This window comes from Stenotrophomonas sp. 96582_Sma (assembly GCF_056480905.1).
In genome coordinates this window covers 2,250,960-2,275,977 of the sequence record NZ_CM151122.1, presented here as the reverse complement: position 1 = coordinate 2,275,977, position 25,018 = coordinate 2,250,960, and the positions used below count along the sequence as shown (strand labels likewise).

The following is a 25,018-nucleotide window of genomic DNA, read 5'->3' as shown; positions in this document are numbered from 1 at the left end:
GCTCAGCCCCCGCTCACTGGTGGCAGGATCGCCACGCGGCCATCGTCGGGCAGCGCCTCGTGGTCGCGCAGCACGCGTTGCTGGTCGGCAAACGCCGAGTAGTCCAGCAGGCCCGCGCGGAAACCCGGCCAACGCACCGGCAGCAGCTCGCGCAGCGCCTGGCGCAGATCGGCCACGGTGCCACCGGCCACATCGACGGCGATTTCGCGGCTGGCATCCAGATCGGAAAACGCACCGAACAACTGCAGATTCACCTGTTTCATCATGACTCCTGGCTCACCAGCTGCACCGGTTCGTGGTGACCCCAGCCCTGCACGCGCACGAAGGTGCCAGCGCTGGCCAGGTCTCCCTCGGCCTCCAGCACCACCCAGGCGTTGGCCTGCAGCATGGACATCAAACGGAACGACTCCTGCCCGGACAGTACGCGCGCACTCAGGCGCCCCTGCCCGTCCATTTCCACCCGCGCCCGCGCGTGGAAGCGCAGACCGGGCGGCTTGCGCACGTCGGCCTGCAGCGGCAGCCGCAACACCGGTTCCGGTGCAAGCCCCAGCAGGCGGCGCAGTACCGGCTCGACGAAGAAGCGCTGGCCCACGGCAGCCGAAACCGGGTTGCCGGGCAGGCCGAAGTACAGCGCGCCATTGGGCAACACCGCGAACAACAACGGCTTGCCGGGGCGGATCGCCACCTTATGGAAGACGATGCGCGCACCACGGCCACGCAGCGCATCGGGAACGAAGTCGTAGCGGCCGGCCGACACCGCGCCGGTACTGATCAGCAGCTGCGCGCCAGCGGCCAGCGCTTCATCCAGCACCGCATTGAACGCGGCCACGTCGTCGCCCACCGTGCCCTGCCAGACCACCTCGGCACCGGCCGCCTGCAGGCGGCCCACCAGGTAGGGGCGATTGCTGTCACGGATCTGGCCCGATTCCAGCGCCTGCGCCGCCTCGGTCACCAGTTCCTTGCCGGTGGCGATCACCGCCGCCCTCGGCCGCGCCACCACCGCCACCTCACCCACGCCCAGGGCGTGCAGCAGGGTGCGGGCATTGATATCCAGCACCTGGCCGGCGCACAGCACGCGCTCACCCTCGCGCACGTCCTGGCCGCGCAGGCGCACGTTCTGGCCCGGCTTCACCGTCGCGGTCAGCGCGATGCGGGTCGGGCGGCCGTCCTCGCTGGCGAGGATCTCCACGTTCTCGACCGGCACCACCGTATCCAGGCCAACCGGCATGCGCGCTCCGGTCATGATTTCCCAGGCACCCTCGCCGCCTTCGGCGCCGGCATCGCCGGCTGCCTGCCAGCCCTGCACCGCGAATTCGGTACCGGCCTCGAACGTCGCGCCGTTGGCGCGCAGCGCAAAGCCGTCCATCGCCGAATTGTCGAACGGCGGCAACGACTGCCCGCTGTGGATGTCACTGGCCAGGGTACGGCCGCCGGCTTCATGCAGCGGCACGCGCTCGGCCGGCAGCGGCGTGGCCGCGTCCAGCAGGTGCTGCAAGGCTTCGCAATAGGGAATCATGAGTGGCCATCCCCCTCGACCATCGCCAGGGCGTGGCCCAGTACCGGCGCCAGGATATCCAGGCACTGCGCCGCCGCCTTCGGGCTGCCGGGCAGCGCGAACACCAGCATGTTGCCCAGCTGCACCACCTCGGCGCGGCTCAGCCAGGCCATCGGCGTGTGCTGTGCACTCAGCGCGCGCACCATCTGCGCCAGGCCATGTACCGGCCGCGCGTTCAGGGAACGGAGCGCCTCCGGGGTCAGGTCACGCGGGCCCAGTCCGGTACCACCGGTACACAGGCACAGGCGCACGCCCTCGGCGGCCAAGGCCTGCAGGCGACCCGCCAATGGCTCGATGCCATCGGGCAACACCTCAGCGGCCACCACCTCGCCGCCCAGCTTTTTCAGGCCGGTCACCAGGGTCGGGCCAGAGATATCCTCATAGGTGCCGTCGCTGGCGCGATCGCTCAGCGTGATCACCGCGCAGGCCGCGCCCTCCAGGCCCTTCGGCGCACGCGGCTTGAAACGCGTGCGCTCGGCATCGTCCATGCCGTCGGGGTGCAGCCAGACACCGCGCTTGCCGCCTTCCTTGAACAGCAGGCGGATACCTTCGATGCGCAGGGCCGGTTCCACCGGCTTGCTCAGGTCGTACAGGGTAAGCAGCGCCGCGTTGACGCCGGCCAGTGCCTCCATCTCCACGCCGGTGCGCGCCTCGCTGGCGCACTCGCACCACACGCGGATCGCCTGCCGTTCCGGTACCGGCGCGCAGAACACCTGCACCAGTTCCAGCGGCAGCGGGTGGCACAGTGGCATCAGCATCGAGGCCATCTTGGCGCCCTGCAGGCCGGCAATCTCGGCCATCACCAGCGCATCGCCCTTGGGCAGGCGGCGCTCGACGATCAGCGGATAGGCCACTGGACCGGCATGCAGCTCGCCCACCGCCACCGCACGTCGGCGGGTGATGCGCTTGTCGCGGACATCGGCCATATGGAAGGCCGCATTCAATTCCCCACTCATCGTGTTGCTCATCCTCCGATGGAGGCCAGGTGCGGGGTCAGCCCGGTCTGGCCCTGGTGCAGTCCATGCCCGGCCGCTTTCAGGCCAAGCTGCGTGGTAATGCGTGCCAGCAGCGCGTCATGGTCATCGTCGCTCTGCAGCAGCGGGCGCAGCGGCACGCCGAACTCGCCGAACAGGCACAGCCGCAGGTCACCCTTGGCGGTCACCCGCAGGCGGTTGCAGCCCTTGCAGAAGTCACGCGAATACGGGGCGATGATGCCCACCGTGCCGCGATGGTCCGGGTGGCTGTACTCACGCGCCGGGCCGGCATCGGCGGCGCGCGGCCGTTCGTGCCAGCCAGCCGCCAGCAGCTGCTCGATCACCACGTCGGCGCGCAGGTGGTGGCGCTGGAAATAGGCTTCGTTGTCGCCGGTGCGCATCAGTTCGATGAAGCGCACGCTGAAGGGGCGGTCACGCAGGTAGTCCATCCACTGCGGCAGCTCGTCGTCGTTCAGGCCACGCAGCAGCACCGCATTGAGCTTGATCGCCGGCAGGCCCAGCGCCTGCGCCAGGGCCAGGCCCTGTTCGATCTCCGGCAGGCGGTCATGCCCGGTGATGGTCTTGAAACGTTCGCGCTGCAGGCTGTCCATGCTCACGTTCAGCGCGGTCAGGCCGGCGCGGTGCCAGCCCGGCAGGCGCCGCGGTAGCAACGTGCCATTGGTGGTGATGGCCACCTTGCGGATGCCCGGCACCGCCGCCACGGTGGCGATGATCTCATCCAGGTCCTTGCGCAGGCTGGGCTCGCCGCCGGTCAGGCGGATCTTGCTCATGCCCAGCGCGGCAAACGCACGCACCAGGCGCGCGATTTCTTCCACCTGCAGGAAGCGCGGGCGGCCATCGGCCTGGTAGCCGTCGGGCAGGCAGTAGCTGCAACGGAAGTTGCAGGCTTCGGTCAACGAAAGGCGCAGGTACGGAAAGCTGCGTCCGAAACCGTCGGTGAGTTGGCGGGGATGATCTGCCAGTGCGCCCTCACCTACCGGCTCTGGCGCCCGAATGAGCTCGGCTGACATTCTTAGTCCTCCCTACGACATGCCGGCGCAATCACTGTGAAATGACCACCCTGACCGGGATCGACTTCGCCGCGGGGGTACCACTGATGCGATCGAAGTAATCCAGAGGTAGCAGTGGATTGAGTTCAGGGTAGTAGCCCGCAATCGCGCCACGCGGCATCGGATAGTCAAGCACAGTCAACCCATCGACCCGCCGGCAGACGCCATCACTGGAGATCGTCTCGAGGCTCACCTGTTCCTCCTTCCCAATCCCTCGTGCTACTCGATCTTCCAGGTTCATGAAGAGGATCATTCGATCGTTATACACACCGCGATAGCGATCGTTGTAGCTGTAGATTGTCGTGTTGTACTGGTCATGGGAGCGAACCGTGGCCAGCCGAAGCATAGTGGGATCCTCGACCAGGTCGTTCACTTCAAGACCCGGCAACACCAGAATATTGGCCTTCCCGTTAGGTGTCGGCCACTCACGGCGGCGCGGCGGAATGTCCAAGTGGAAGCCACGCGGCGCCTGGATCCGTTCATTGAAGTCTGCGTAGATGCTGGGATAGACCGCCGCGATCAGCTCACGAACATGGTTGTAATCGTGCATGCAAGCTGCCCAGTCGACCTTGCTGTCCGGCAGTGTTGCCATTGCCATGCGGCACACGATCTCAACTTCCGGAAGAACATGTTCACTCACAGGCTCCAGTACTCCACGGGATGCGGTGACATTCGACATGGCATCCTCAATGGTGACAAACTGCTCACCCAGCGGGGTATGGATCCACTCCGAGCGCGCCACCACCGGTAGGATCAGCGCCTCCTTGCCATGCACTAGGTGGCCACGGTTGAGTTTGGTGGCGATGCCAACCGTAAGCTCAAGACCACGCATTGCCCTGTAGGCAATTTCGGTATCAGGAACAGCATGGATGAAGTTCCCGCCCATGCCGATGAAGACCTTGGCGGTTCCAGCCAGCATCGCCTCAATAGACTCAACCACATGGTGCCCATGTTCGCGCGGCGGTTCGAACCCGAACACGTCGCGAACTTGGTCCAGGTAGCGTTGCGTCGGCTTCTCATCAATGCCGACGGTACGGTCGCCTTGCACGTTGGAATGGCCGCGAATAGGAGCAATGCCCGCCCCGGGCTTTCCGAAGTTGCCGCGCAGCATCAGCAGATTGGCAACCTGCTGCAAAAGGCGAGATCCTTGCTGGTGCTGGGTCAGGCCCATGCCATAGCAGATAATGGTCGCACGGGAACGGATGTAGATCTCTGCACAACGCAGAATCTGCTCCTTCTTGATCCCGGACACTTGGACGATCTGGCTCCACTCCAGGGACATCACTTCTTCACGCAATGCCTCCAGCCCGACGGTGTGCTCGGTCAGGAATTCGTGATCGAGAACAGACTCGCCGGCCGCTTCCCGCTCGAACATAGCCTTCATGATGCCCTTGATCAGGGCCAGGTCACCGCCGATGCGAATGTGTACAAATTCACTGGAAATCTCGGTGGAGCCAAACGTGGCCATCTGCACGACGTCCTGGGGCTCGGCAAAGCGAATCAGCGCACGTTCCGGCATAGGATTGACCGCGACAATTGGAGCATTACGCTTCCGCGCCTCCACCAAGTTGGACATCATTCGTGGTGAGTTGGTGCCTGTGTTCTGGCCGATGACGAAGATGGCCTCAGCATGCTCAAAGTCATCGAGCACGATAGTGCCCTTGCCGACACCAATTGCCGGCGGCAACCCCCGGCTGGTCGGCTCGTGGCACATGTTCGAGCAGTCCGGGAAGTTGTTGGTTCCGAACTCGCGCACGAAGATCGAGTACAGGAACGCGGCTTCGTTCGGCGTCCTCCCCGAGGTGTAGAACTCAGCCTCATGCGGGCTGGACAGGGCCTGCAGGTGTCGCCCGATCAGCGCGAAGGCCTCATCCCAGCTACAAGGAACGTAATGGTCGGATACCGGGTCATATCGCATCGGCTCGGTCAATCGACCCTGCATCTCCAGCCAATAGTCGGACTGCGCCATCAGCTCCTGGACAGTGTGCTCCGCGAAGAACTCACGCGTGGCGCGATGCTTGGTTGCCTCCCATGCCAAGGCCTTCGCACCGTTTTCGCAGAACTCCAGCTTCTTGGTGTGATCTGCATCCGGGAAAGCGCAACTGGGGCACTTGAATCCCCCAGGCTGATTCATCGACAAAAGCGCTTTAGATCCCTTGGCAATGACGCTCTGCTGCATCAGAACCTTGGCGGTTGCACCGGTGGCACCCCAACCACCGGCAGGATGGTCGTAGGCTTTGTAACGGGGGATCTTCTGCTCTGACATGACAGGCACTCGCAGCATGCAATTGGGAGTGGGAAAAGTTAAGCACGCGACGGCCTCCCCTTCCACGGACAGTATGTCCACCCTGCCCAGACAAGACGTCCGGCGTACACGCCGGGGATCGAATCGAGGCACTGGTGTCCGATACGAGTGCCTCAACGGACCCGAAGCGCTCATCCTGGCCCTCACCACGAACAGGTCTTCACGCCACCCGCCATCGATTGTAACTATCTAATTTATCGGGCGTTTTCTAGCTACAGGCACATGTAGCGGACAGGCGGGCCACAGCCCCTCGAACAGAATGTCGGATCAACTCAGCCAAACTGTCCATCTGCGAACATTTGTAAATTTTGACCGCAGCGGGGTGTACGCCTTGGGATACTCTCCGCACTGTCAAACCACTAAGAAGTCCCCGACCCGAGGGACCCTGCACGCCCAGATCATCGTTACCGGCTTCCCTCCCCGCCAGGCCTCATCTCCATGCAAGCGCCCAGCCCAGTACCTGCCAACGAGCCCTGCGGCATCGCATATCGAAGAACCCTTCGGTGGCGTGGTGGCGAGCGCGGCTCAATCATGGACAGCGTTGCCGAAGAAGTGCCTGTCGCGATGCTCTACAACGACAGTCCTTTCTCGGTGATGATGGCCAGCCCAACGGATCTGGAAGACTTTGCGCTGGGCTTTTCCATGACGGAGGGAACAATTTCTGATCCCTCCCAACTTCTCCGGATTGAAGTGAGGCCATCGCTGGAAGGCATTGAGCTGGCGATGGAAGTCACAGATAGTGCGCCCATCGTGTCAATGCCCAACGACGCCACCCGCAACCTACCCGGGCGTAGCGGTTGCGGGCTATGTGGAGCTAGTCGACTGGAGCAAGTGCTCAGAATGCCTTTGCCAATCGACCGACCCACCACCTACTCCGCCTTGGCGCTACGCGTAGCACTGTCCTCGCTAAAAGGGCTACAGCCAATGAACGAGGCTGCCGGCTCAACCCACGCAGCAGCATGGGTTCTCCCGGACGGAGCTATCGAAGTGGTACGCGAAGACGTGGGCAGGCACAACGCACTAGATAAGCTCATTGGTGCAATGAGGCGCTCATCGACTTCAACCAACGAAGGTCTCGTGCTTCTATCTAGCCGTGCTAGCTACGAAATGGTGAGTAAGGCCGCCTATGCAGGCATGGCGATCGTTGCAGCGGTATCGGCACCCACAGCCTTAGCCATAGATCTCGCAAAGGCCGCAGGGATCTGTCTTGTCGGTTTCGCGCGCTCGGATGGCTTCAACATCTATTCACACCCCCAGCGCCTACTCGATTTGGAAGCTGCACACCTAGCAGCCGTATGACGCCAGATGACGCCTGCCGTGCAATGAGCAAGGATCTCCGCCGATGAAATTGCTAGGCACCATCGGAACTTGAGCCGCTAGCCACCACCCACCCCCTATTGGGATCGTTATGGACGCCCTCCTCCTTTCCCGAATTCAGTTCGGCTTTCTCATCAGCTTCCATGTGCTCTTCCCTGCCTTCACCATTGGCTTGGCCAGTTGGCTTGGTTTCGTGGAATGGCGCTGGCTTCGAACCCGCAACCCGGTGTGGCGGGATCTGTTCTTCTTCTGGCAGAAGATCTTTGCCGTGTCCTTCGGCATGGGCGTGGTAAGCGGTATCGTCATGGCGTTCCAGTTCGGCACAAACTGGCCTCGTTTGAGCCAGATCGCCGGAACCGTAATCGGCCCCCTACTGACTTACGAGGTCCTGACAGCCTTCTTCCTGGAGGCAAGTTTCCTCGGAGTGATGATGTTCGGCTGGGGGCGAGTATCACCACGCCTGCACTTCTTTTCCACATGCATGGTCGCACTTGGAACGCTCTTTTCAACGTTCTGGATTCTTGCCTCCAACAGCTGGTTGCATACGCCTGCGGGCTACGAAATGATCAACGGAGTGGTCCATCCGGTTGACTGGTTCGAGGTTGTGTTCAATCCATCGTTCCCCTATCGACTGGCCCATATGGCAATAGGGTCATTCATAACAACCTGCTTCGTGGTGGGTGGTGTTGGCGCCTGGTACCTGCGGCGTAAGGAGCACGTCGAAGCCGGCCGCAAGATGCTTGGGGCGGCTGTGATATTTGCGGCCATTACCGTTCCTGTTCAGATTTTCGTGGGTGACATGCATGGTCTGAACACCCTCAAGCACCAGCCGATGAAGATCGCAGCGGTAGAGGCTCACTGGCATCAGGGCCAAGAAGGTGAAGGAGTTCCGCTGGTCGTCTTCGCTGTACCAAATGAGAAGGAAGAGCGGAACGATCTTGAGATCGCGATTCCGCGTGTTGGCAGCCTCATCCTGACTCACTCCATGGATGGAACCTTCGCACCGCTGACATCCGTACCGGCGAGCGAACGACCTCCGGTCACGCCTGTGTTCTTCGCATTCCGGATCATGGTTGGGATAGGCACCCTCATGCTACTGCTCGCCTGGCTTTCTGCTTTCACCCTGGCCCGCCGTAAGCTGTTCGATTCCGGGGCCCTGCTGCGCGCTTGGAACTGGATGCTTCCAAGTGGGTTCGTTGCTTTGGTGGCCGGCTGGTTTGTCACCGAGATGGGGCGCCAGCCTTGGATTGTCTATGGCGTTTTGCGAACGGCTGATGCCGTGGGACCGCAAACGGCCTGGATGACAGCGATCTCACTCGCGGTCTATGTCGCTGGATATGCGTTCGTATTTGGTTGGGGCATCTGGTATCTGGTCAAGATCCTCCGACATGGCCCACATGCCCAAGACGGAAGTCCGTCGCTAGAGGGTGGTGATCGCACACCTGCACGGCCTATCTCGGCCGCTGATCAATCTCTCTGAGGAACGCTGACATGGACTCGATGACCTGGTTGCCCATCGCCTGGTTCGCCGTCATCAGCTTCGGCGTCCTGATGTACGTCGTCCTCGACGGCTTCGTACTCGGTATTGGCATTCTCGCGCCCTTTGCCGAGGATGAAGAGCAGCTCGATGTGATGATGAACACCGCTGCCCCAATATGGGATGGCAACGAAACCTGGCTGGTGCTCGGCGGAGCCGGATTGCTAGCAGCGTTTCCAACAGCCTATGCAGCGCTTCTTTCGGCCCTGTACCTTCCAGTACTTCTGCTGCTTGTATCATTGGTTTTCCGGGGGGTCGCCTTTGAGTTCAGGTTCAAAGCCCATCGCTCCAAGAGGCTTTGGAGCGTGGCTTTCGGCCTTGGCTCGCTTCTGGCCGCGTTCTCTCAAGGAGTGATTCTTGGCACGGTGGTGCAAGGCGTGCCAATGACTGGTGACACCTACGCTGGCGGGCCATTCCTATGGTTCAGCCCCTTTGCCATGCTTACCGGAGCAGCCTTGGTTGCCGGCTACGCCTTGCTTGGAGGCACCTGGCTAATCTTGAAGACCGAGGGGCGAACCCACGCACTTGCCAGGCGCCTGACCCGCCCCCTGGTGGTCGCCGTGATCGTGGCCATGGGGCTCGTGAGCAGCTGGCTGCCGTTCCTTGATCTGCGACTAATGACTCGCTGGTTCAGTGACGGGAATTTCTGGTGGCTGTCCCCCGTCCCCCTTCTTACGCTCGCCGTGGCAGTGGCGCTGTGGCGCGCGGAGAAACGCCCCACTCATGATCTTGCCCCTTTCCTACTGAGCCTGTCGTTGTTTGTCCTGGGTTACCTAGGCCTCGTACTCGGCATGTGGCCGTACCTGCTCCCCCCGGCATTGACGATCTGGGATGCAGCAGCGCCAGTGTCGTCGCTTGGCTTCAGCCTGGTCGGCTTGGCGGTCATGCTTCCTGTCATCCTGGGCTACACCGCCTGGTCATACCGCGTTTTCCGCGGCAAGGTGAGTGCGAGCACGAGCTATCATTGAGCGTGATATGCCGCCCATTCGCCTGAAGTGGAGAATGGGCTCAACTAAAGCCCGGAAAGGGCGAGTGGGTTCGGTGGCGGCCGACTCATGAACTGAATGTCACTGGACTATCTTCAGCTAAGCCGAAGGTCAAATGCCACCGCCTCTGGCCCTCGACTTGACTCAATCAGTTAGCCAATACGCCCGGCCTCCCAGAATCGTGTATCGCCCTAAGACACACAGGATGTGATGAGTGGGGCCTTCAGCCGACCCTGAATCGTATGCCTTCGGATCGAACTGACTTGAAGGAAAGTCGATGATTCACGGTGAGGTGGTAGAAGAACGCCTCACACCAACGAAGTCGCCTAGAAAGAAGGACTACATCATGTATGGGGCCGCTACGAGATAGCCACCTGACAAGAGTGAGTGGGTCCCTTCCCGACAGCATGGGGCTAAGTAGCTCAACAGTAGAGCCTCTGGCCAACGTGCAAACCCACGGCCGTACGGATCTTAACCATAGGTGGAAGCCCTCCCGCTCAAGCCTACGCCTTTCAGCAAGCTCCGCTCTGAGCTGACGCCGGCGAACTTGGCGGGCTATCTCCAAGTGTGGCGAGTACTCCCCCTTGCCATGATAGGCAACCTTCAGGACGTAGCCCCGGGCCCTGGTAGGAATCGGTGAGTACGAAGCTCGAACACGCGCAAAGAAGTACCCCGCGAAAACGGCAGTTGCGACGAGAACAACATGAAGTTCGCTCGGGGCGATACGGTATCCACTCGCGGTGAAGAACTGGACGCAAACAAGTCCATCACAACCCGTAGGAATCAACGTTCGATACAACGTCGTCCCGGGAACATACAAGAGAAAAATGAAGCCATAGGCGCACCATTTCCAGCAATGAACTCGCTGATCCAGCACCGGCTCCCAACTGAGCTCTCTTTTGGGGCGGCGCAGAACGTAAGCGCCAATGAAGAGCAGCGAAGGAACGCCCAATAGCAGCAGCAGGTCGATGATCTTCTGAATTGAGTACATGGCAGGGTACTTAGAACGTCGCTCCGGAGCTCCTGGGCAAACGGGATGCCATCGACTGGATTCGTGGCCGGGACGACCCGCCAGGAGTCTGGACAGGGCTGTATCGGCCGCGCGACATGGAACTTGAACCACTGATTCGTCCATGCTCAATGGCCTACTCGCGCTCCTCGGCATAGCACGGCTCCCCAAAGAACCTAGAACACCGCTGGAGGAAGCGACGGGACTTTCACTCACAACTCCAGCGCAGCCACGGACAGCAGTGTGGCGATATCTGAAGATCAGATAGACGCGGACTCGCCTCGCTGCTATGCTGGTGAGCTAGGCGAGCGATCTGAGAGACAAGTGGCCTATGTTGTCACCCAACCGACCCTCATTTCGCATTGGCCAGAGTTGGACGATTTCGTTCGTTCAATCGGCCCGTTCTTAGCCTGCGCCTGGTGCGCACTGGAGCGCTCAAGGACCGTAAGCGGGCCTGTTGCCGCCGAGGGCTTGGCCTCAGCCGCACTCGATACGCTTGCCTCACTTCGCGTACTGCAGCGCATTCCCATCGCAGCCCCCAATTCCGGGGCGAGGTCCTTGTATGAGCCTCTGGCATGGACCTATCAGGCCGCTTGGTCACGTCAGGACGTGAGTCTGGAGGCCAGGTTGACCAGTACGCTTACCCGATGGGCTGCCGAATGCCCGTCCACTGCCAAACGGACCTTGGGAACCTCGCTCGCAGAGAGCGAAGCCCGTGCATACCTGGCCAACCTGCTACGCAAGTATCGGCTATCTCCCACGCTGGGCAATGGCCTGAGATCGACCCAGCTCCCGGAGTGGAATGCACTGAGCTTGGGACGCAAGAGGTATGTACTGTGGGCCGGCATGCGCAACGTTGCGTCGGAGTTCCTGAAAGCTGATCTGGACGAGGAGGCCGCCCGTCGGGTACTTGATCGAGAGATCAGCAGGAGATGCACTTGGCTCGTTAGCCGAGTTCAATCGGGAGCACTTGGCCCGACTGACTTTTGCTTCGTGCCAGGCCATGGCTGGCGTCAGCCGTTGATCTTGGACGTGGCAATGGAGACGTTTATCCCTCTGGGCAGACAGTACTGGCTGCAGCCAAGTAGCGACTGGAGGCTTTAGCGGATACTCTCCGCGCCGCGTCCACTAGTGGGCGCGCGACCCAGCGAATCCGGTGTCAGCGGTCGACTAGATCGCGTAGGTATCGGTGGCGCCAATAGCCAGGGCTGGCCTTGAACGACTGATGAGCTCGCCACGCGTTTGATCTGGAAGGGCAACTACGAGCGCAGTCCCTGTGCCCATTGCTGCAGGAAATCCTCCTGGACAGCGGTCTCGATGGCACCCGGCCTGACACGTCGCACCGAGCCAATGGCAGCCTGCGCTGTTCGCTCAGCCCCTGACTGCAGTAGAAGCATCGCTGCGACAGTGCCGGCTCGCCCCAGCCCACCCTTGCAGTGGACCACAATGCGCAGGCCCGAATGCAAACTCCGAACGAGCATTGACCCCAGTACTGGCCATCGTTCGAGCAACCTCTGGTCAGGTGCTGCGCCATCCGTGATTGGAAGGCCATGCCATGAGATGCCCTGCCCTTCAACCACTTGAGGCAAGCACTCGATCCGCAACTCACTGAACTCCCACGGCTCGAGTAGCGTGATCAGGTGGCTGGCTCCCCAACACTGAATCACAGAGACATCCACATCGATGTCTCTCGCCCATGCCCCCGTCATCGCAACTTCTTGGTACTTACCTGGCGCGAAGGTCACACCAATTGCCCCTCCCCTTTCGCCAACCGGGAGTTCCGCGATAGCTAAAGGGTGGGTCAAACTTGTTCGAATCATGTCGGATCTCCTGAACGACAGCCCATTCCTATGCAGCAACCGGCGCTGCTGGCTGGAAGAGCTGCACCCGCCAACCCACTCACTAAGCACACCAACTACAACGGAACAACCAATCGTTCCTTCAGCATCTCAAGGGCCACTTCCAGGCCGGCGTCATCCGCGTCATATGGAGCGCCGAACAAAGAGACCTCAATCCAATAGCGCTCCTGCCCCGGATGGATGTAGTCCGCGTGATCGTCCAGCAACAGCGCTGCACCCAGGATCGGAGACACATACCGGAGGTCCTTCGTTGCCCCTCCCCAGAATGTATATGGCAACTCAGCGAACCAGCCTGGCGCGCTCCCTTCCTCGACCAGCAGCCGCGAAATCCTGCGGAAAGCTGCCTCAGGGACCGTGGTGTAGATGACCAGATGCTCGAAGAGTTCATGAGCGACCTCAAGGAACTGATAAAGCCCTGGGCGTGGAATCTGGCTGACAGCATTTGAGATCAGCGTCCCCTCGAGATCGAGAGCAAGGATGGTCGGTCGCATTGAGCGCTAGGATCCTCATCAGCAGTTGGACACTTGGATCTGGAGCGTTCCGCGCTGCGCTTGGTCATCGGACGCAGTTGCGGAACGCCAATGAGTCAGATATCTGAGAACTTCTCGGCTTGCTTAAGCTGATTCTCCAGAGACTGGATCTTTTCCCTATAGTTGGCAGCTATGTAGGGCTTGTCATTGAAGTCCAAAGCCGTCTGAGGAATTAGTTCGAGCTCGACTCGCGTTGAAGACGCTTGTCGAATTGCCAGTGTCGACCACGCATCATCACCTTTTACGAAGCCAACATTGAAGCGCGCCGTGACGCCGCGGCTCGGCTTGAGGCCATCAATCGATCGGAAGTCGCTGTGCACCCGCGACTTTGCCGTGGGCTGAGCTTCGCCATTGATGTAGAGCGTCGCCGCCCAGCTGGCCTGGCTGAGCGCCAAAGTTGAGCTATTCGCAATTCGCGCCTCAATGACCGGCTTCGGGCCAAAGAAGCTGTCCTCGATCCGTAACGTTGCGCCACTCGCACGCACTCTTTCTAGTTCGGTGATCGTCGGCCGCTGCGCGTTGGCCTGCTCCTGCAGAGCAAGAATTTCTTTTGGATGGGCATCCCTAATCTGCTTGATGTGCCCCCTAACCACCTGTCTTATAGATGCATTCGGGTAGGCCTTGTTCAGCTCAGCCAGATCAAGGCCGGCAACGGCCCAGTTGAAGGCATCCCGCTCATGGGCACTCAGCTCGGCGTCAATTGCGTCAATCGACGCTCTGTATTGCTCCTGCGTGCCGTCAGTGACCAACTTCCTGTCTACTGGACCGCTGCAGGCGGCAACTAGGACCGTCAGAGCAAGCAGCAAGCCCTGCCTGCCCCAGCCAGCTGCGTCGCGTCGACGTTGTTCTTTGATCATGCCCTTCCCCTGTCAATGAGAAGCACAGGATATCTGGTTTTTAGATATCGGAGAACTGGATATAGCTTCTGAAGCCGCTCAACCAGGGTGCGGCCGTGGCCAAGACAATCCATCGCAAGGAATACGCCGCCCTGATTGAGACCGTCAGAGACGCGCGCTTGGCTGCTGGCCTTACCCAAGTACAAGTGTCCAGCAAGCTGGGGCGCAGCCAGTCGTTCATTAGCGATGTTGAGACAGGGAAGCGCAGGGTTGACGTCGTGGAGCTTAGGGACATAGCGCGCCTGACAGGCCTATCCCTGGGCAAGCTCATTGCCGACTTTGAGAAGCGACTCAAAGACTGACTTTACTGAGCTAAGGCTCAGTCTTCTTCAGATGCGTACCACTAGGCTCACGCCTAGTGCCCACCCCACTATCCCGCTCAACGAGCATGCGACCACTTTGAGCAAATGGCTTCTTGCCAGTTCTGGCTACACAGGACTGGCTGGTCAAGTGGTGGCCTCCAGCGCACCATCCGAGCTAGAAGGGAAAGCATTCATAAGCCCTGTCGGCGCGCTTGACTGACGATTCCTTCGCAATAAGAGGTTCAGCGCTTCAAGGAAATCCCTTTGGGGCGACCTCTTCGTACTGACCATAGCTTAAAAGGCTCGGCATGCATTGCAGAACCAGCATGCGCATCTCCCCGCAAGAACAGTGACCTCCACCGCGCGGCTAGCGTTGATACCTCTCCCTTGTTGACGCCACTTCAAGGTAACGAAAGATCCTGGAGGCGCATCTCACGGCTCATCAACCATGGGATGCGGATGCTCAACGTCAACCAGCATGTCGACAGAACGCATGAACTTCAGAAGCACTGCGCCCAGAGGCTTGATGCGGGTGTAAGGCGAGCTTCCGATGCTAGAAGTGGGCAGGACTTCCGCCACGCATGCCGCTACCGGACTGATTGGCGCAAACTGCTTGAGAGTTGCAACCTCGCCGTGACAAACATCCTCCGGCACGTCCAGCAGCCCAAGAAACAGGTCGTCAATTGCATCTTGAGTCGGCAAAGATCCGCCGAGCTCAGTCCCAGCCAGCTGCGCGAATGCTCCTTGCCTTGTCAGATCATTCACGAAAGCAAGATAGTGCGAGTGAAACCGGGCGAAGAATGTATCCACCCCACCTGTGCGAGGAGTCACCGGAAGCATGCACGGATAGTCATCTGCGAAGAATACCCCCTTCGCCGAATTGCTACTAAACGCGCTGGAATCCGTATTGCCAAGTGGAAACCCAACATCCTTTGGCAACAGCGATCCCCTACGAAGCCTGACCACCCGCTGCTCCATCAACAGCTGGATTGCCGTGCATGCGTCGGGGCGCAATCCCCAAACAGCACAAAAACGAATAATTGCCCAGCGTAGTGCATCCCGGACATCTACTGCAGTCTCGAGCCTACCGCTGTCTATAGCTAACAGATAGTTACACGCACACAGGCCTATCGCGTCCAAGGAGCCACCTTCGGCCACGTTGAACATGGACTCCAAGGCATCTACCCGACTTGGCGCATAGCTGCTGAGGCCAGGGAGATTGTGATGAGAAGCCACCAGGCGTTCGGTGATGGACGGCATCAGTAGCCCAAGACGCTCCATTAGTGATCGACGTACGCCCCGCAATTGCTCCGCAGTGGGAGCCTCTGTGCTGCAGATCATCCAGATCGGATGCTCGAAGGCCTCCTTTGCAGCCGCGAACGCTGGATCCCCATGCACCGAGTCAATCAAGTATCCACCAGGACCGCGTAGCTTCCCTGGATGATGCCCCTTGCTGAAGAACCGGTAGAAGGATCGGGGACGACCGTTGGCCGCTTGCGCGTGTATATCGAGCCCAACTCTAGGCAAGAGCAACTGATCAAGATCATCCCAGGTCAGTCGATCGCCATGCAGCCTTCGCACAACGCAGGCCCACACGCTATTGCGGACGACCAGCGCCACGTCTGTTGGAATCTTGCCACGAGGCATACTTATGGATCTTCTGAAGCGGGACTAAAGAATCCCCTAGAACTGGCTGCAATTGTGCATGATGGGGTCCAACGGTAGCTAGGAGTTGCGTCATGCCTATCCAGAATCCAGAAGCAGCAGTCTCCACCGAACTCAGTCGCGAGCTGCTAGAGCGGCATGGGGAGCTCATGGGCGGCAGCGACCTCCAGCGGAACCTTGGCTTTCCAAACGGCCGCACCTTCGGCCGAGCCGTCCAGCGTGAACTTTTGCCGGTTCGCACCTTTCCGCTGCCAGGTCGGCGGGGGTTGTTCGCCAAAACGCGAGATGTCGCTGAGTGGCTGAACTCGCTGTAATTCCTGAGCACGCGAGCTGAGGCCGAAGCCAAAAGGCCCGCACCACTTCTGATCTGCTGAAACTCACCTAGGCGCACAGTGCGCCCCTGAACGGCTTGACGCCAAAACTCCAGCTTCAAAGGAGGCATTTAGCCCCCCAGTTCATCAAATCTCCGACCCCGGAAATGAAATCGCCCCCGCAGCAACGGGGGCGATAGCCTCTCGCCGGAGCGAGAGGGGGTGAAGCTCTACGATAACGTATGTAGGCTCCCGCAATTCCGACTTCGTGTCAAGCGGCAAAGCTGCTTGAGCGGGCATCTGCGCGCTCCGACTGCCATCGTATGGCAATCGGCACGGCACCCCATGCCCGAAATCCCCAATGACCCTGCTGGCCATTGCCGCCAGTACCGAGCCTCATTCTCCGAGGCCAACCGGGAAGTCGATCGATGAAGATCCAACACTCAGCTGACCATGCATTGAGTCATCCCTCAATCGCGATTGCGCAGCGCCACTCCTCGACCATGCGAACTGCAGTCATCCACAAGGAGGCAGCATGAGCAACCACGCGACCAATCCCGTGAGCCCGTTCCAAGGCGTAGCGTCTGCACGCGCCTCCGACCCGCTCCACAATGGGAAGGATCGACCGCTGGCCCCCCGTGAACTAACCGCTGGCCAGATCAAGAGGGGGGACATCTTCACCTTCTTTAGCCCGAAAGAGAACCGGACGGTTACCGTACACGGCCCCCTGCAACTCGCGCTTCGACTGCAATTGGAGTTTGATCCATCAGTGGCGGCCGTGACCGAGAGGCCTCGGTCCATCCCGGTAGGACTTGACAGCATGGAACTCCATTTCTGGTTTCAGAGGCGCGGAGGCCAGGAGATCTATGCAAACGTCATTCCGAATTCGCAGACAGTACCCGGCGTGGATGGCAAGCGTCGTCCTCGCGAGCTGGACCGGCTTCGTTCAGCAGCCAAGGATGCAGGCATCTCTTTGTGGCTAATCACGGAGGACGAACTCAAGGCGCCCGGCGGCAGGAATGAGCTCTGCTACCAACTGCTCGGGTTCTGCCAGTCAGCCAAGGATCTGGGGAGCAGCCTGGCGTTGCGACAGGAAATCGCCGCGACCATCGAGCGAAGCGGCAGCATCAGTGCAGATGAACTCATCCATGAGCTCAGGCACCACCCTCGAACTCACATTCAGGGGGTCGTGGCTGAGTTGCTTCACGTCGGATTTCTGGCGACCGATGCATTTCCTCGAATGACGGGGCGATCAAGGATCTGGAGGGCCGACCCATGAGTTCCAAGTTCAATGCCGTCGACCTCGAGTCGATCCGGGCAACTCCAAGGCCAAATGGGATCGTACTTCCAGCTGATCAACAGTCGGAATTTCAAGCCCGCCTGTCAGCACTCACCAGCGTCCTTGATGGGGCAACCTTGGTCGACGCAGCCCTTCGATGGGGCGTGCCGCGAAATACCCTCTCTCGAATGATCCGGACCGCACTGCTCTTCGACGAGAGCGGTCATCGAGTCGGATACCGAGCCTGCATTCCCTATGCGCGATTCAGCGTGTCAGATCGCAACAACTCGGTCGTCCCCGATAGTTCACATCCGTTCGCCATAGATGCTGTCCTGCAAGCGATCCCCGAACTCGGCGATGCAGTCGCAAGATTCAAGGGCGCCTTGCCAACACAGTCCAAAAGGAGCCCCGCGTTCGACAGGCTGCATTCCCAGTTCGTGAAGGTGCTGACTGGGAAGGGCTTTCAGGCCATGTATCCGCTCAACATCCGTGACAAGGGAAGACGAGCACTGACCTCCCTCATAAAGCGCATCCGAGGCACAAAGAGCGAAAATGAGATGCTCTTGGCTGCGGATGAGCCTACTTCCACCCGAATCGAGAACCTACTCAGCATTCGGCCATTTGATCGAGTTGAGTACGACGAGCATTCCGTCGACATCGACGCATGGCTGGCCATGCCGATGGCGGACGGCTCATTCCGGCTAGAGAAGATTAGTCGGATCTGGCTACTGGCAGTTGTTGATGTCGGGAGTGGCGCCATCCTTGGTTGGGAAATGGTGCTTGGCCGGAAGTACGAGCAACACGATGTAGTCAGCCTGTTCGCGAAGATCATGAGCCCCTGGCAACCAAGGGATCTGAGCACGTCGAACTTGAGCTACTCGACTAGTGCATGGATGCCGTCGATCTACCTAGTGGATGAGGTAGTGATGAGAAGCGCAATGATCGCAATGGACAACGACTCATCCCATCACGCCAAGATGACAGTCCGAAATCTCATTGATCATCACAAGGGAATCCTGCACTTTGGACGATCCGGGATGGGCGAAGGTCGCCCCTACATCGAGGCTCTATTCAAGAAGATTGAGAATGGCCTGCTGCGCCACATCGCCGGCGGCTTTGCTCCCGCAACGCAAGTGAATGAGCGTCAAGTCACTACAAAGCTTGACGGGAAAGACCACCCCATTCTCCTGGAGGTCTTGAAAGACCTCATTGACACCTATGTTACCTCGCACAATGTGACGAGCCGGTCCACTCGCGAACCCAGGTCGCCCAAGCGAATCATTGATGAGCATCTGGCATCTGGGGAGTGGGTGTGGCATGCACCTGGCACCGAAGATGACGTGAGAAACATGACCGTTAGGCGGATGAAGGTGACCATCAGAGGCTCCAGAAGGAGTGGTGTACCTCCCCCTCGTCTATCTCGACCACGCTAGGTACAGGTCACCAACACTGTCTGGACAGTGGCACCTGATTGGGCAGTCATTTGACGCAACCTACGAAGACTGGCGAGACATTCGCAAGCTGACCCTCTGGAGAGGCGGTAAGCGTGTACTCACACTTCACGCTCTCGCCCCATATGCGAGCGTGGCCCACACGCTGTCGATCAGGAAGCGCGCGGCACGCTGGGCGAAGAGCGACGCGTCACGGGAGCCCGGTAACTACTGTTTAGCCGACAACATTGAGGCCTATCACGCAGCCGTCCGATCGGCGGCCGCTGGCGTCAGGGACAGCGCCTCGCTCATGGCAGCTGGCGATGTGCCCAAGCCACCTTCCACGACCAACAGTCAGGGGCAAGGCTCTCCACTGATGGGAATCCGCAGGGCCACGTTCAACACGAGGCTCCGCTGATGAAGGCCCCGGCGAGCCTTGAGAACCACCCAATGCACGCGCGACATCGCCCCAATATCCAGACTCTCCCCTTACTGCGAATGGCATCTGGATTCGCCACGTGCCTGGAGTATGGGCGGCCGAGCCTGAGGATCATTGGCGATGGCCGGTGTGGGAAGTCAACTGCCACGCGAATACTTGAAACCACCACTTCTTGGCGACCATTTCCTATTGGATTCCTCCGGATGGTCGTCGGAAAACCGACTACCCCTAGCGAAGGCAACTTCTTCCGCGAGGTCATCCTTGGACTGGGCATGAGGGCAACAACCGTAGCCAGCCCACAGGATCTCCTCCTCAGGATCATCCGGGCAATTGAGCAGGAAGCCGCTAGAGCATCGGCCGACGTGGTCGTGATTGCGATCGATACGGCTGAGCAGCTCACGCTCAAGGACTACGCCCACCTTGCAAAGCTTCAGAACCACTTCCTCGGATCATCAGTGCAACCGTTCTTTCTCTTCATCCACCAGAGCAACAGCGTGATTGGAGGCGCAGACGATCTTAGTCAGCTGGCGCCGCCACATCTGTATGGCCGATTCTTTGTCGACAGCCATCCTTTTACCGGGCTTCTCTGGGACATCCCGACGGAGGACGCTGACGTGCAGGACGCATGTGATGTCGCCTTGGCATTTCGCCAGCTTGACCAAGTTATGAGGTGGCCGGACGAGGGAGGAAAGACCTACACCGAAGCATTCGCACCCTATGCTTACAGCGTTGGCTGGCGCCTTGAGAAGGAGACCGAAGCGATACGCGAACGAATTGAGAACCTTGCCAATCAAGGCAACTATCCCGTTCCCAAGGATTGGCTCATGGCCTCCTTCAACCAGTTTGTCTACCACCTACTCACCAAGATCGCTGCTGGGCGCAACGATTTCGAAGGGCTTACTACCCAGCACATTGATGAAGCTCTCCTGCGCAGCGCATACGCCGGCTTCGAAAGCTCAAGAAATAGGGCCGTAGGCAAATGAGGAGCGGCGCTCAGCTGGTCGGCGGCAACCTCCGACTTGTTCCATACCAATCGGCTTTTGGCTGCGTCGCGAGGCTATCGCGACTGAACCAGGCCAGGCGGGTCACGGAGTACTCACAACTCCTCGGAATCAAGCCAAACAGAAACATCAACCTGCTCTTGAGCCTGACGACCTCGCAAGTACAACAAGAGGCACTCTCTACAACCCTTGGGATCGAGACTCCGCCCGAGTGGGACTTGGCGGCGTGGTATCCGTTCATGACGGACGACCCGAGACTGCCCTCCCATCTCAGGTTGAGGTACTGCCTTCCTTGCATCAGACTCGGGTATCACACCACACTGCATCAGCTGCCCTGGATTTCCACGTGTCCCTGGCATGGCGTTCGCCTGCGCCAGAGTTGCCCACGATGCAATGGATTTCCGGTGACAGTCGCTGGCACGCCCACGAAGTTGCTCACCTGTGCGTGCGGCTTTGACCTTATGAATGAGTCGGCTTCCGCCTTGCAGAGACACCCCCACCCCAATGCCACGGCGTATCTACAGGCCTACCTCAACTGGTGTGCGGAGCAAAGGCGTACAAGTCGGCTGATCGTAACTCCAGGGGTACACGTTGATCCCAGCAGGATTTCCAGCCTTGTGGACCTTCCTCCTGGCCTGGCGCTACGCCAGGCCAGGAGGGTCTGCAACGCTAAAAGGTACAGGCTCACGACACACCCAGATCAACAATCACCACCAGCAGGCGCAGATACAGCACTACGTGCAAACCATACGGGCTCTGAGGACGACTCAGGCCCAATCCTCCGTTACATTGACCAGAATGCAGCCAGAGGTTCCCGACGAGGTCGATCAGATCAGGCCTTTAGCCCTCAAGGCGAGCGAGTCGCCGGAGCTCGGGATCAACCGGCTCCGGATGGATGGAGCAGCTACGCCGCGACCAGGCCAGGCGGGCGCTATCGAGTGATTCACCCCAACTATTTGAACTTCGTAGATGAGCTCCTGGGCAAATTCAGCCATTCCAGCCCGCAGCGGGTGAGCAACTCGGGATTGGGACTACGAGTGAGACTAGCGGTGCTCGCCCAGGGCTACGCGGACGGCATCCTCCTCTCGGAGCATGAGGGCAACTTGAGCGCGCTTCCGGAGCGTTATAGATCGCCCAGTCCCATTGCGCTTTTGGATACGAGCCATCCACACGAATTGCGCGTGGCGTTCGGATAACGCAACCCTAAGCAAAGGCATCGATCGCCCCACCCTAAACTTCTGACGCACAACTCAGCTGCCGAGATAGAGAAGCCGCCTGTTTGCACCTGGAAATGGGCGGCACCCATTTATTCGTAGCATTTGCCAACAACAGCAATCGAATCCACGCCAGGGCCAGGCGCCTTCAATCCGTGATGCTGATGCACCAGTCAATGCCAGATGGCGCCATCGGGCAGAGACTCTGGCTGGTCTACCATCAGTAGATAGTCAGGAGCAAGATGACGCTGAGGGTTCGGCGCCGCGCGATAGGCCTGAATGACGTACTGGACCAGCGGGACTTCCACCCCAAACCGAAGACCTTAGGTGCCCCGCATGTACTCCTCGCGCACCATCTGCCGTTGTGCGCCAGTCAGTTGCGGATACTGCCCACCGCTAGGATCACCGATGACGCGCTGTCCTGCCGCGTGCGGGCACCCGGGTTGACTTGGCGATAGGCGCCCCACACCACCGCCGTGGTCATCCAGCACCGCGCCGCACTCGCCGGCCTGGAGGGGACTTCGGCGGACACAACCTGCGCTCGGGCTTCATCACCGAAGGGGCGCACCAAGGCTTGGCGCTGCCCGCCCTGATGGCGAATACCGATCACCGCTCGGTGGCCAGCGCGGCTGGCTACTTCCAGCAGGGCGGCGCCCAGCACAACCCGGCCGCACGGCTGCTCGACGCGGATTGAGCCCGTCCCAGGCGCGCCGCGTCCCGGCACCCACCCACGCCCTTGAAACTGTGAAAGCCATCCCAATGTTGATCGGGAGCTATCAGCTTTCCGGCCCGTGATCGGGGAAGAGTCGCAGTTCCTGCGACAACGAGCCGGCAAGTTGGCAGCGGGGAAGTCGCAGTACCACCTCACCTATCCGCCGGTCGGCACGCGCCCGGCTTGGAGATCGATGCATGGGAACGCAGCACGTAGGCCATAGGGAGCTTGTCAATTTTGCCGACGATCGGGTCAATCTGCCACGCGATAAAGCCAATGAGCTACGCGCGCAGGCGCGTGGACTGAGAGAGCGTCTGGAGACCTACCTAGGGCAGCACCCGGATTTCACCCTTCGAAAGATGATCCTTTCGGGAAGTCTGGCAAAAGGCACCGCATTGCGGTCGCTCAACGACATTGACGTGGCCTGTTACATCAGTGGGGCAGACGCCCCCAAGGACATTGGGAGGCTGCTGGAGTACTTGGCAGAGCGGCTTCGAAAGGCTTATCCAAATTTCAAGCCCGAACAAGTCAAGCCCCAGACTTACTCCGTAACAGTCTCGTTCCAAGGTTCTGGGCTGGATGTGGACGTGGTGCCGATCCTCTATGACGGCGATCCTGACTGGTATGGCAACCTAGTCAGTCAGGATGATGGCTCGTTCTTGAGAACCAGCATTCCCCGGCACCTAGAGTTTGCCAAGCGGCGTAAACAATTGCAGCCTTCGGATTTTGTGCAGGTGGTGCGCTTGGTCAAGTTCTGGGCAAGGCGCATGAAGACGGAAGTTCCCGGCTTTCGTTTCAAGTCCTTCATGATCGAGATGATCCTGGCAAAGCTGTGCGATGAGGGGCGTGATTTCTCCAACTACCCCGAAGCGCTCCAGCACTTCTTCACCTACGTGGCGCAGAGCGGCCTTCGCGAACAAATCGCATTCCAGGATTACTACCCTACCGCCATTATCGCCGCCTTCTCCGAGCCTATGCAGATCATTGATCCGGTGAACGAGAAGAACAACGTGGCCAAATTGTACGGTCACGCGCAGGTCGATGCCATTGTCGAGGCGGCATTGGATGCCGGCGACGCGATTGATGCGGCACTGGCTGCACCGACCAAGCAGGAGACCGTGCGCTACTGGCAAAAGGTCTTCGGCTCTTCCTTCCAAGCGTGAGGGCCCTATGACTGGCAGCTACACACAATCAAGCACCAGCACCTTTACGATCACTCATGCCCGCCACATGGCAGCGAAATTGGCCGCCGACCTCAAGCGTATGCAGCGCTTCTATGGGGCGCCCAGCGATGACAGAATCGCCGCTTATGAGACCGAAGTGGTTGAATTGTTGAAGGCCGGCTATCTGGACACAGTCACCTACGGTTTCAAGCGGGGTGATAACTGGATCGAGCCCACACTGCGCTACACCGCAAAAGATCTTGCAGGCATGTCCGGAATCGATGACGATCCCGGCAAGCTCCGCCCAGGCGCAGATGTATCCGGGGCGAGCTTCTACAACTACCTGACGTATTCCTCTGCCTGGTTCACGCTGTCGGCTCCTCAGCGGGAGTCATTTGAAAAGTCGCTTCCATTTCAGCGTACCGGGGCAGCCGAGCCTGGTATCAGCGGAAGCCTGGTGTCTGACCGCAGCTACTCTGCGGGTGGCAAGGCACTCGACCGCCTCAGTGTCAGGAGCTACTAATGCACTCAAAGCCAACCCTTGACGAGTTGTTTGATCAACGTCGCATCTATCCGGACATCGACGCCCGCACCCGATTGGATCGGCTGATTGGCGTGGACGATCAGAAGGCTCGCTTGTCGAAGATTCTCGGCCTGCTAGTCCACCCAGCTGGCCTGGAATTGTGGGCCAAGCGCCATCACCCAGGTGCCGCAACGCTGCTTGATTCCGTACTGCGCCGACCTCCTTTGGTCATTCTTTCCGGTGACGTCGGCTCTGGCAAAACCGAATTGGCAGAGACTATCGGTGATGCCGTGGCGCGACAGGAGAAGATTGATATCACCTTGTTCCCGCTCAGCCTGGCCACCCGAGGCAAGGGACAGGTTGGCGAGATGACCCAGCTACTCACCACAGCGTTCGACTACGCGCTGGCAGAAGCGACCAAATTGCAAGGTCGCGGAAAAAGCACCGGAGGGGTCATCTTGCTGGTGGATGAGGCCGATGCGCTGACCCAGTCTCGGGAATCGGCGCAGATGCACCATGAGGATCGAGCAGGGGTCAATGCCTTCATCAGGGGTATCGATCGTCTGGCGCAGACGAAGGTGCCCGCCGCCGTGATCATGTGCACCAATCGCCTCAACGCGCTGGATCCGGCCGTACGCCGTCGCGCCGCTGACATTTTGACCTTCAACCGTCCTGATTCAGCTCAGCGACGCTACGTCCTGGAACACCAGTTGCGACCGCTGGGTCTATCCTCCGTGCAGATCGAAGGGCTGGTAGAGGCCACTGGAGCGAAGGATGGACAAGAGGTCGGCTTCACCTACTCTGACATCACACAGCGGTTGATCCCCTCGATCGTACTAGATGCTTATCCAGACCGATCGATTGAGAGCAAACGCGCGCTTGAGATTGCTCGCCCAATGCAGCCAACGCCGGCGTTTCAGGATCATGGCTGAGATGCCTTC

General features: G+C 59.8%; 20 protein-coding genes and 1 pseudogene. 12 read left to right on the top strand and 9 right to left on the bottom strand.

The window, feature by feature from the left end:
- Positions 1-2: 2 nt before the first annotated feature.
- From ACZK2R_RS10570 to ACZK2R_RS10550, 5 genes are read right to left on the bottom strand one after another with little or no spacing between them, the layout of a single operon-like run.
- Complete coding sequence (locus ACZK2R_RS10570) at positions 3-263, bottom strand: MoaD/ThiS family protein (RefSeq protein ID WP_017354494.1); 261 nt, start codon at positions 261-263, stop codon at positions 3-5.
- Positions 263-1,516 carry a molybdopterin molybdotransferase MoeA gene (locus tag ACZK2R_RS10565; protein WP_017354495.1) on the bottom strand — a complete coding sequence of 418 codons (1,254 nt, stop codon included), beginning with the start codon at positions 1,514-1,516 and terminating at the stop codon, positions 263-265. Before ACZK2R_RS10565 ends, ACZK2R_RS10570 begins: the two co-directional genes overlap by 1 nt.
- On the bottom strand, positions 1,513-2,511 hold the full coding sequence (moaCB, locus tag ACZK2R_RS10560) for a bifunctional molybdenum cofactor biosynthesis protein MoaC/MoaB (RefSeq protein ID WP_026070513.1): 999 nt from the start codon (positions 2,509-2,511) through the stop codon (positions 1,513-1,515). The genes ACZK2R_RS10565 and moaCB overlap by 4 nt, the downstream gene beginning before the upstream one ends.
- Positions 2,512-2,519: 8 nt before the next feature.
- The gene (gene moaA / locus ACZK2R_RS10555; RefSeq protein WP_017354497.1) at positions 2,520-3,560 is read right to left on the bottom strand and encodes a GTP 3',8-cyclase MoaA; all 1,041 of its coding nucleotides are present in this window, start codon (positions 3,558-3,560) and stop codon (positions 2,520-2,522) included.
- A gap of 31 nt (positions 3,561-3,591) precedes the next feature.
- Positions 3,592-5,865: an FdhF/YdeP family oxidoreductase gene (locus ACZK2R_RS10550; protein ID WP_049399264.1), complete on the bottom strand. Its 2,274-nt coding sequence runs from the start codon at positions 5,863-5,865 to the stop codon at positions 3,592-3,594.
- A 477-nt stretch (positions 5,866-6,342) separates the two neighbouring features.
- Here ACZK2R_RS10550 and fdhD point away from each other — a divergent pair, with 477 nt between their 5' ends.
- The 3 genes from fdhD to cydB all read left to right on the top strand — a co-directional run bounded on the left by fdhD (position 6,343) and on the right by cydB (position 9,726).
- Positions 6,343-7,203 (top strand): formate dehydrogenase accessory sulfurtransferase FdhD, encoded by an 861-nt coding sequence (gene fdhD / locus ACZK2R_RS10545; RefSeq protein WP_026070516.1) that lies wholly within the window; start codon positions 6,343-6,345, stop codon positions 7,201-7,203.
- A gap of 109 nt (positions 7,204-7,312) precedes the next feature.
- Positions 7,313-8,701 (top strand): cytochrome ubiquinol oxidase subunit I, encoded by a 1,389-nt coding sequence (locus ACZK2R_RS10540; protein ID WP_017354500.1) that lies wholly within the window; start codon positions 7,313-7,315, stop codon positions 8,699-8,701.
- Between the two features lie 11 nt (positions 8,702-8,712).
- Positions 8,713-9,726 carry a cytochrome d ubiquinol oxidase subunit II gene (cydB, locus tag ACZK2R_RS10535; protein ID WP_017354501.1) on the top strand — a complete coding sequence of 338 codons (1,014 nt, stop codon included), beginning with the start codon at positions 8,713-8,715 and terminating at the stop codon, positions 9,724-9,726.
- 2,286 nt (positions 9,727-12,012) lie between these two features.
- Here cydB and ACZK2R_RS10530 read toward each other — a convergent pair.
- The 3 genes from ACZK2R_RS10530 to ACZK2R_RS10520 form a co-directional block, all read right to left on the bottom strand.
- The gene (locus tag ACZK2R_RS10530; protein ID WP_017354502.1) at positions 12,013-12,462 is read right to left on the bottom strand and encodes a phosphatase domain-containing protein; all 450 of its coding nucleotides are present in this window, start codon (positions 12,460-12,462) and stop codon (positions 12,013-12,015) included.
- A gap of 206 nt (positions 12,463-12,668) precedes the next feature.
- Positions 12,669-13,103 carry an NIF family HAD-type phosphatase gene (locus tag ACZK2R_RS10525; protein WP_017354503.1) on the bottom strand — a complete coding sequence of 145 codons (435 nt, stop codon included), beginning with the start codon at positions 13,101-13,103 and terminating at the stop codon, positions 12,669-12,671.
- A 95-nt stretch (positions 13,104-13,198) separates the two neighbouring features.
- Positions 13,199-13,999 (bottom strand): hypothetical protein, encoded by an 801-nt coding sequence (locus ACZK2R_RS10520; protein WP_017354504.1) that lies wholly within the window; start codon positions 13,997-13,999, stop codon positions 13,199-13,201.
- A gap of 95 nt (positions 14,000-14,094) precedes the next feature.
- Between ACZK2R_RS10520 and ACZK2R_RS10515 the strand changes: the two genes are divergently transcribed.
- Positions 14,095-14,340 (top strand): helix-turn-helix domain-containing protein, encoded by a 246-nt coding sequence (locus ACZK2R_RS10515; protein ID WP_017354505.1) that lies wholly within the window; start codon positions 14,095-14,097, stop codon positions 14,338-14,340.
- A gap of 432 nt (positions 14,341-14,772) precedes the next feature.
- Here ACZK2R_RS10515 and ACZK2R_RS10510 read toward each other — a convergent pair whose 3' ends face one another.
- Complete coding sequence (locus ACZK2R_RS10510; RefSeq protein ID WP_146027644.1) at positions 14,773-15,750, bottom strand: hypothetical protein; 978 nt, start codon at positions 15,748-15,750, stop codon at positions 14,773-14,775.
- Between the two features lie 329 nt (positions 15,751-16,079).
- Between ACZK2R_RS10510 and ACZK2R_RS10505 the strand changes: the two genes are divergently transcribed.
- The 8 genes and pseudogenes from ACZK2R_RS10505 to ACZK2R_RS10470 all read left to right on the top strand — a co-directional run bounded on the left by ACZK2R_RS10505 (position 16,080) and on the right by ACZK2R_RS10470 (position 25,009).
- Positions 16,080-16,319, top strand: coding sequence for a hypothetical protein (locus tag ACZK2R_RS10505; RefSeq protein WP_049399270.1), 240 nt, complete (start codon positions 16,080-16,082; stop codon positions 16,317-16,319).
- Positions 16,320-16,851: 532 nt separating this feature from the next.
- Positions 16,852-17,595: a hypothetical protein gene (locus ACZK2R_RS10500; RefSeq protein WP_017354507.1), complete on the top strand. Its 744-nt coding sequence runs from the start codon at positions 16,852-16,854 to the stop codon at positions 17,593-17,595.
- Positions 17,592-19,028 carry a hypothetical protein gene (locus tag ACZK2R_RS10495; protein ID WP_478487987.1) on the top strand — a complete coding sequence of 479 codons (1,437 nt, stop codon included), beginning with the start codon at positions 17,592-17,594 and terminating at the stop codon, positions 19,026-19,028. The genes ACZK2R_RS10500 and ACZK2R_RS10495 overlap by 4 nt, the downstream gene beginning before the upstream one ends.
- 414 nt (positions 19,029-19,442) lie before the next feature.
- Positions 19,443-20,447: an ATP-binding protein gene (locus ACZK2R_RS10490; protein WP_332840906.1), complete on the top strand. Its 1,005-nt coding sequence runs from the start codon at positions 19,443-19,445 to the stop codon at positions 20,445-20,447.
- Between the two features lie 1,717 nt (positions 20,448-22,164).
- Positions 22,165-22,373 (top strand): annotated as a pseudogene (locus tag ACZK2R_RS10485) (integrase); the annotation flags it as partial.
- Between the two features lie 215 nt (positions 22,374-22,588).
- Positions 22,589-23,554 carry a CBASS oligonucleotide cyclase gene (locus ACZK2R_RS10480; RefSeq protein ID WP_026070609.1) on the top strand — a complete coding sequence of 322 codons (966 nt, stop codon included), beginning with the start codon at positions 22,589-22,591 and terminating at the stop codon, positions 23,552-23,554.
- A gap of 7 nt (positions 23,555-23,561) precedes the next feature.
- The gene (locus tag ACZK2R_RS10475; RefSeq protein ID WP_026070608.1) at positions 23,562-24,077 is read left to right on the top strand and encodes an HORMA-1 domain-containing protein; all 516 of its coding nucleotides are present in this window, start codon (positions 23,562-23,564) and stop codon (positions 24,075-24,077) included.
- Positions 24,077-25,009, top strand: a complete 933-nt coding sequence (locus ACZK2R_RS10470) for an AAA family ATPase (protein WP_017355006.1) — start codon at positions 24,077-24,079, stop codon at positions 25,007-25,009. The genes ACZK2R_RS10475 and ACZK2R_RS10470 overlap by 1 nt, the downstream gene beginning before the upstream one ends.
- Positions 25,010-25,018: the final 9 nt, after the last annotated feature.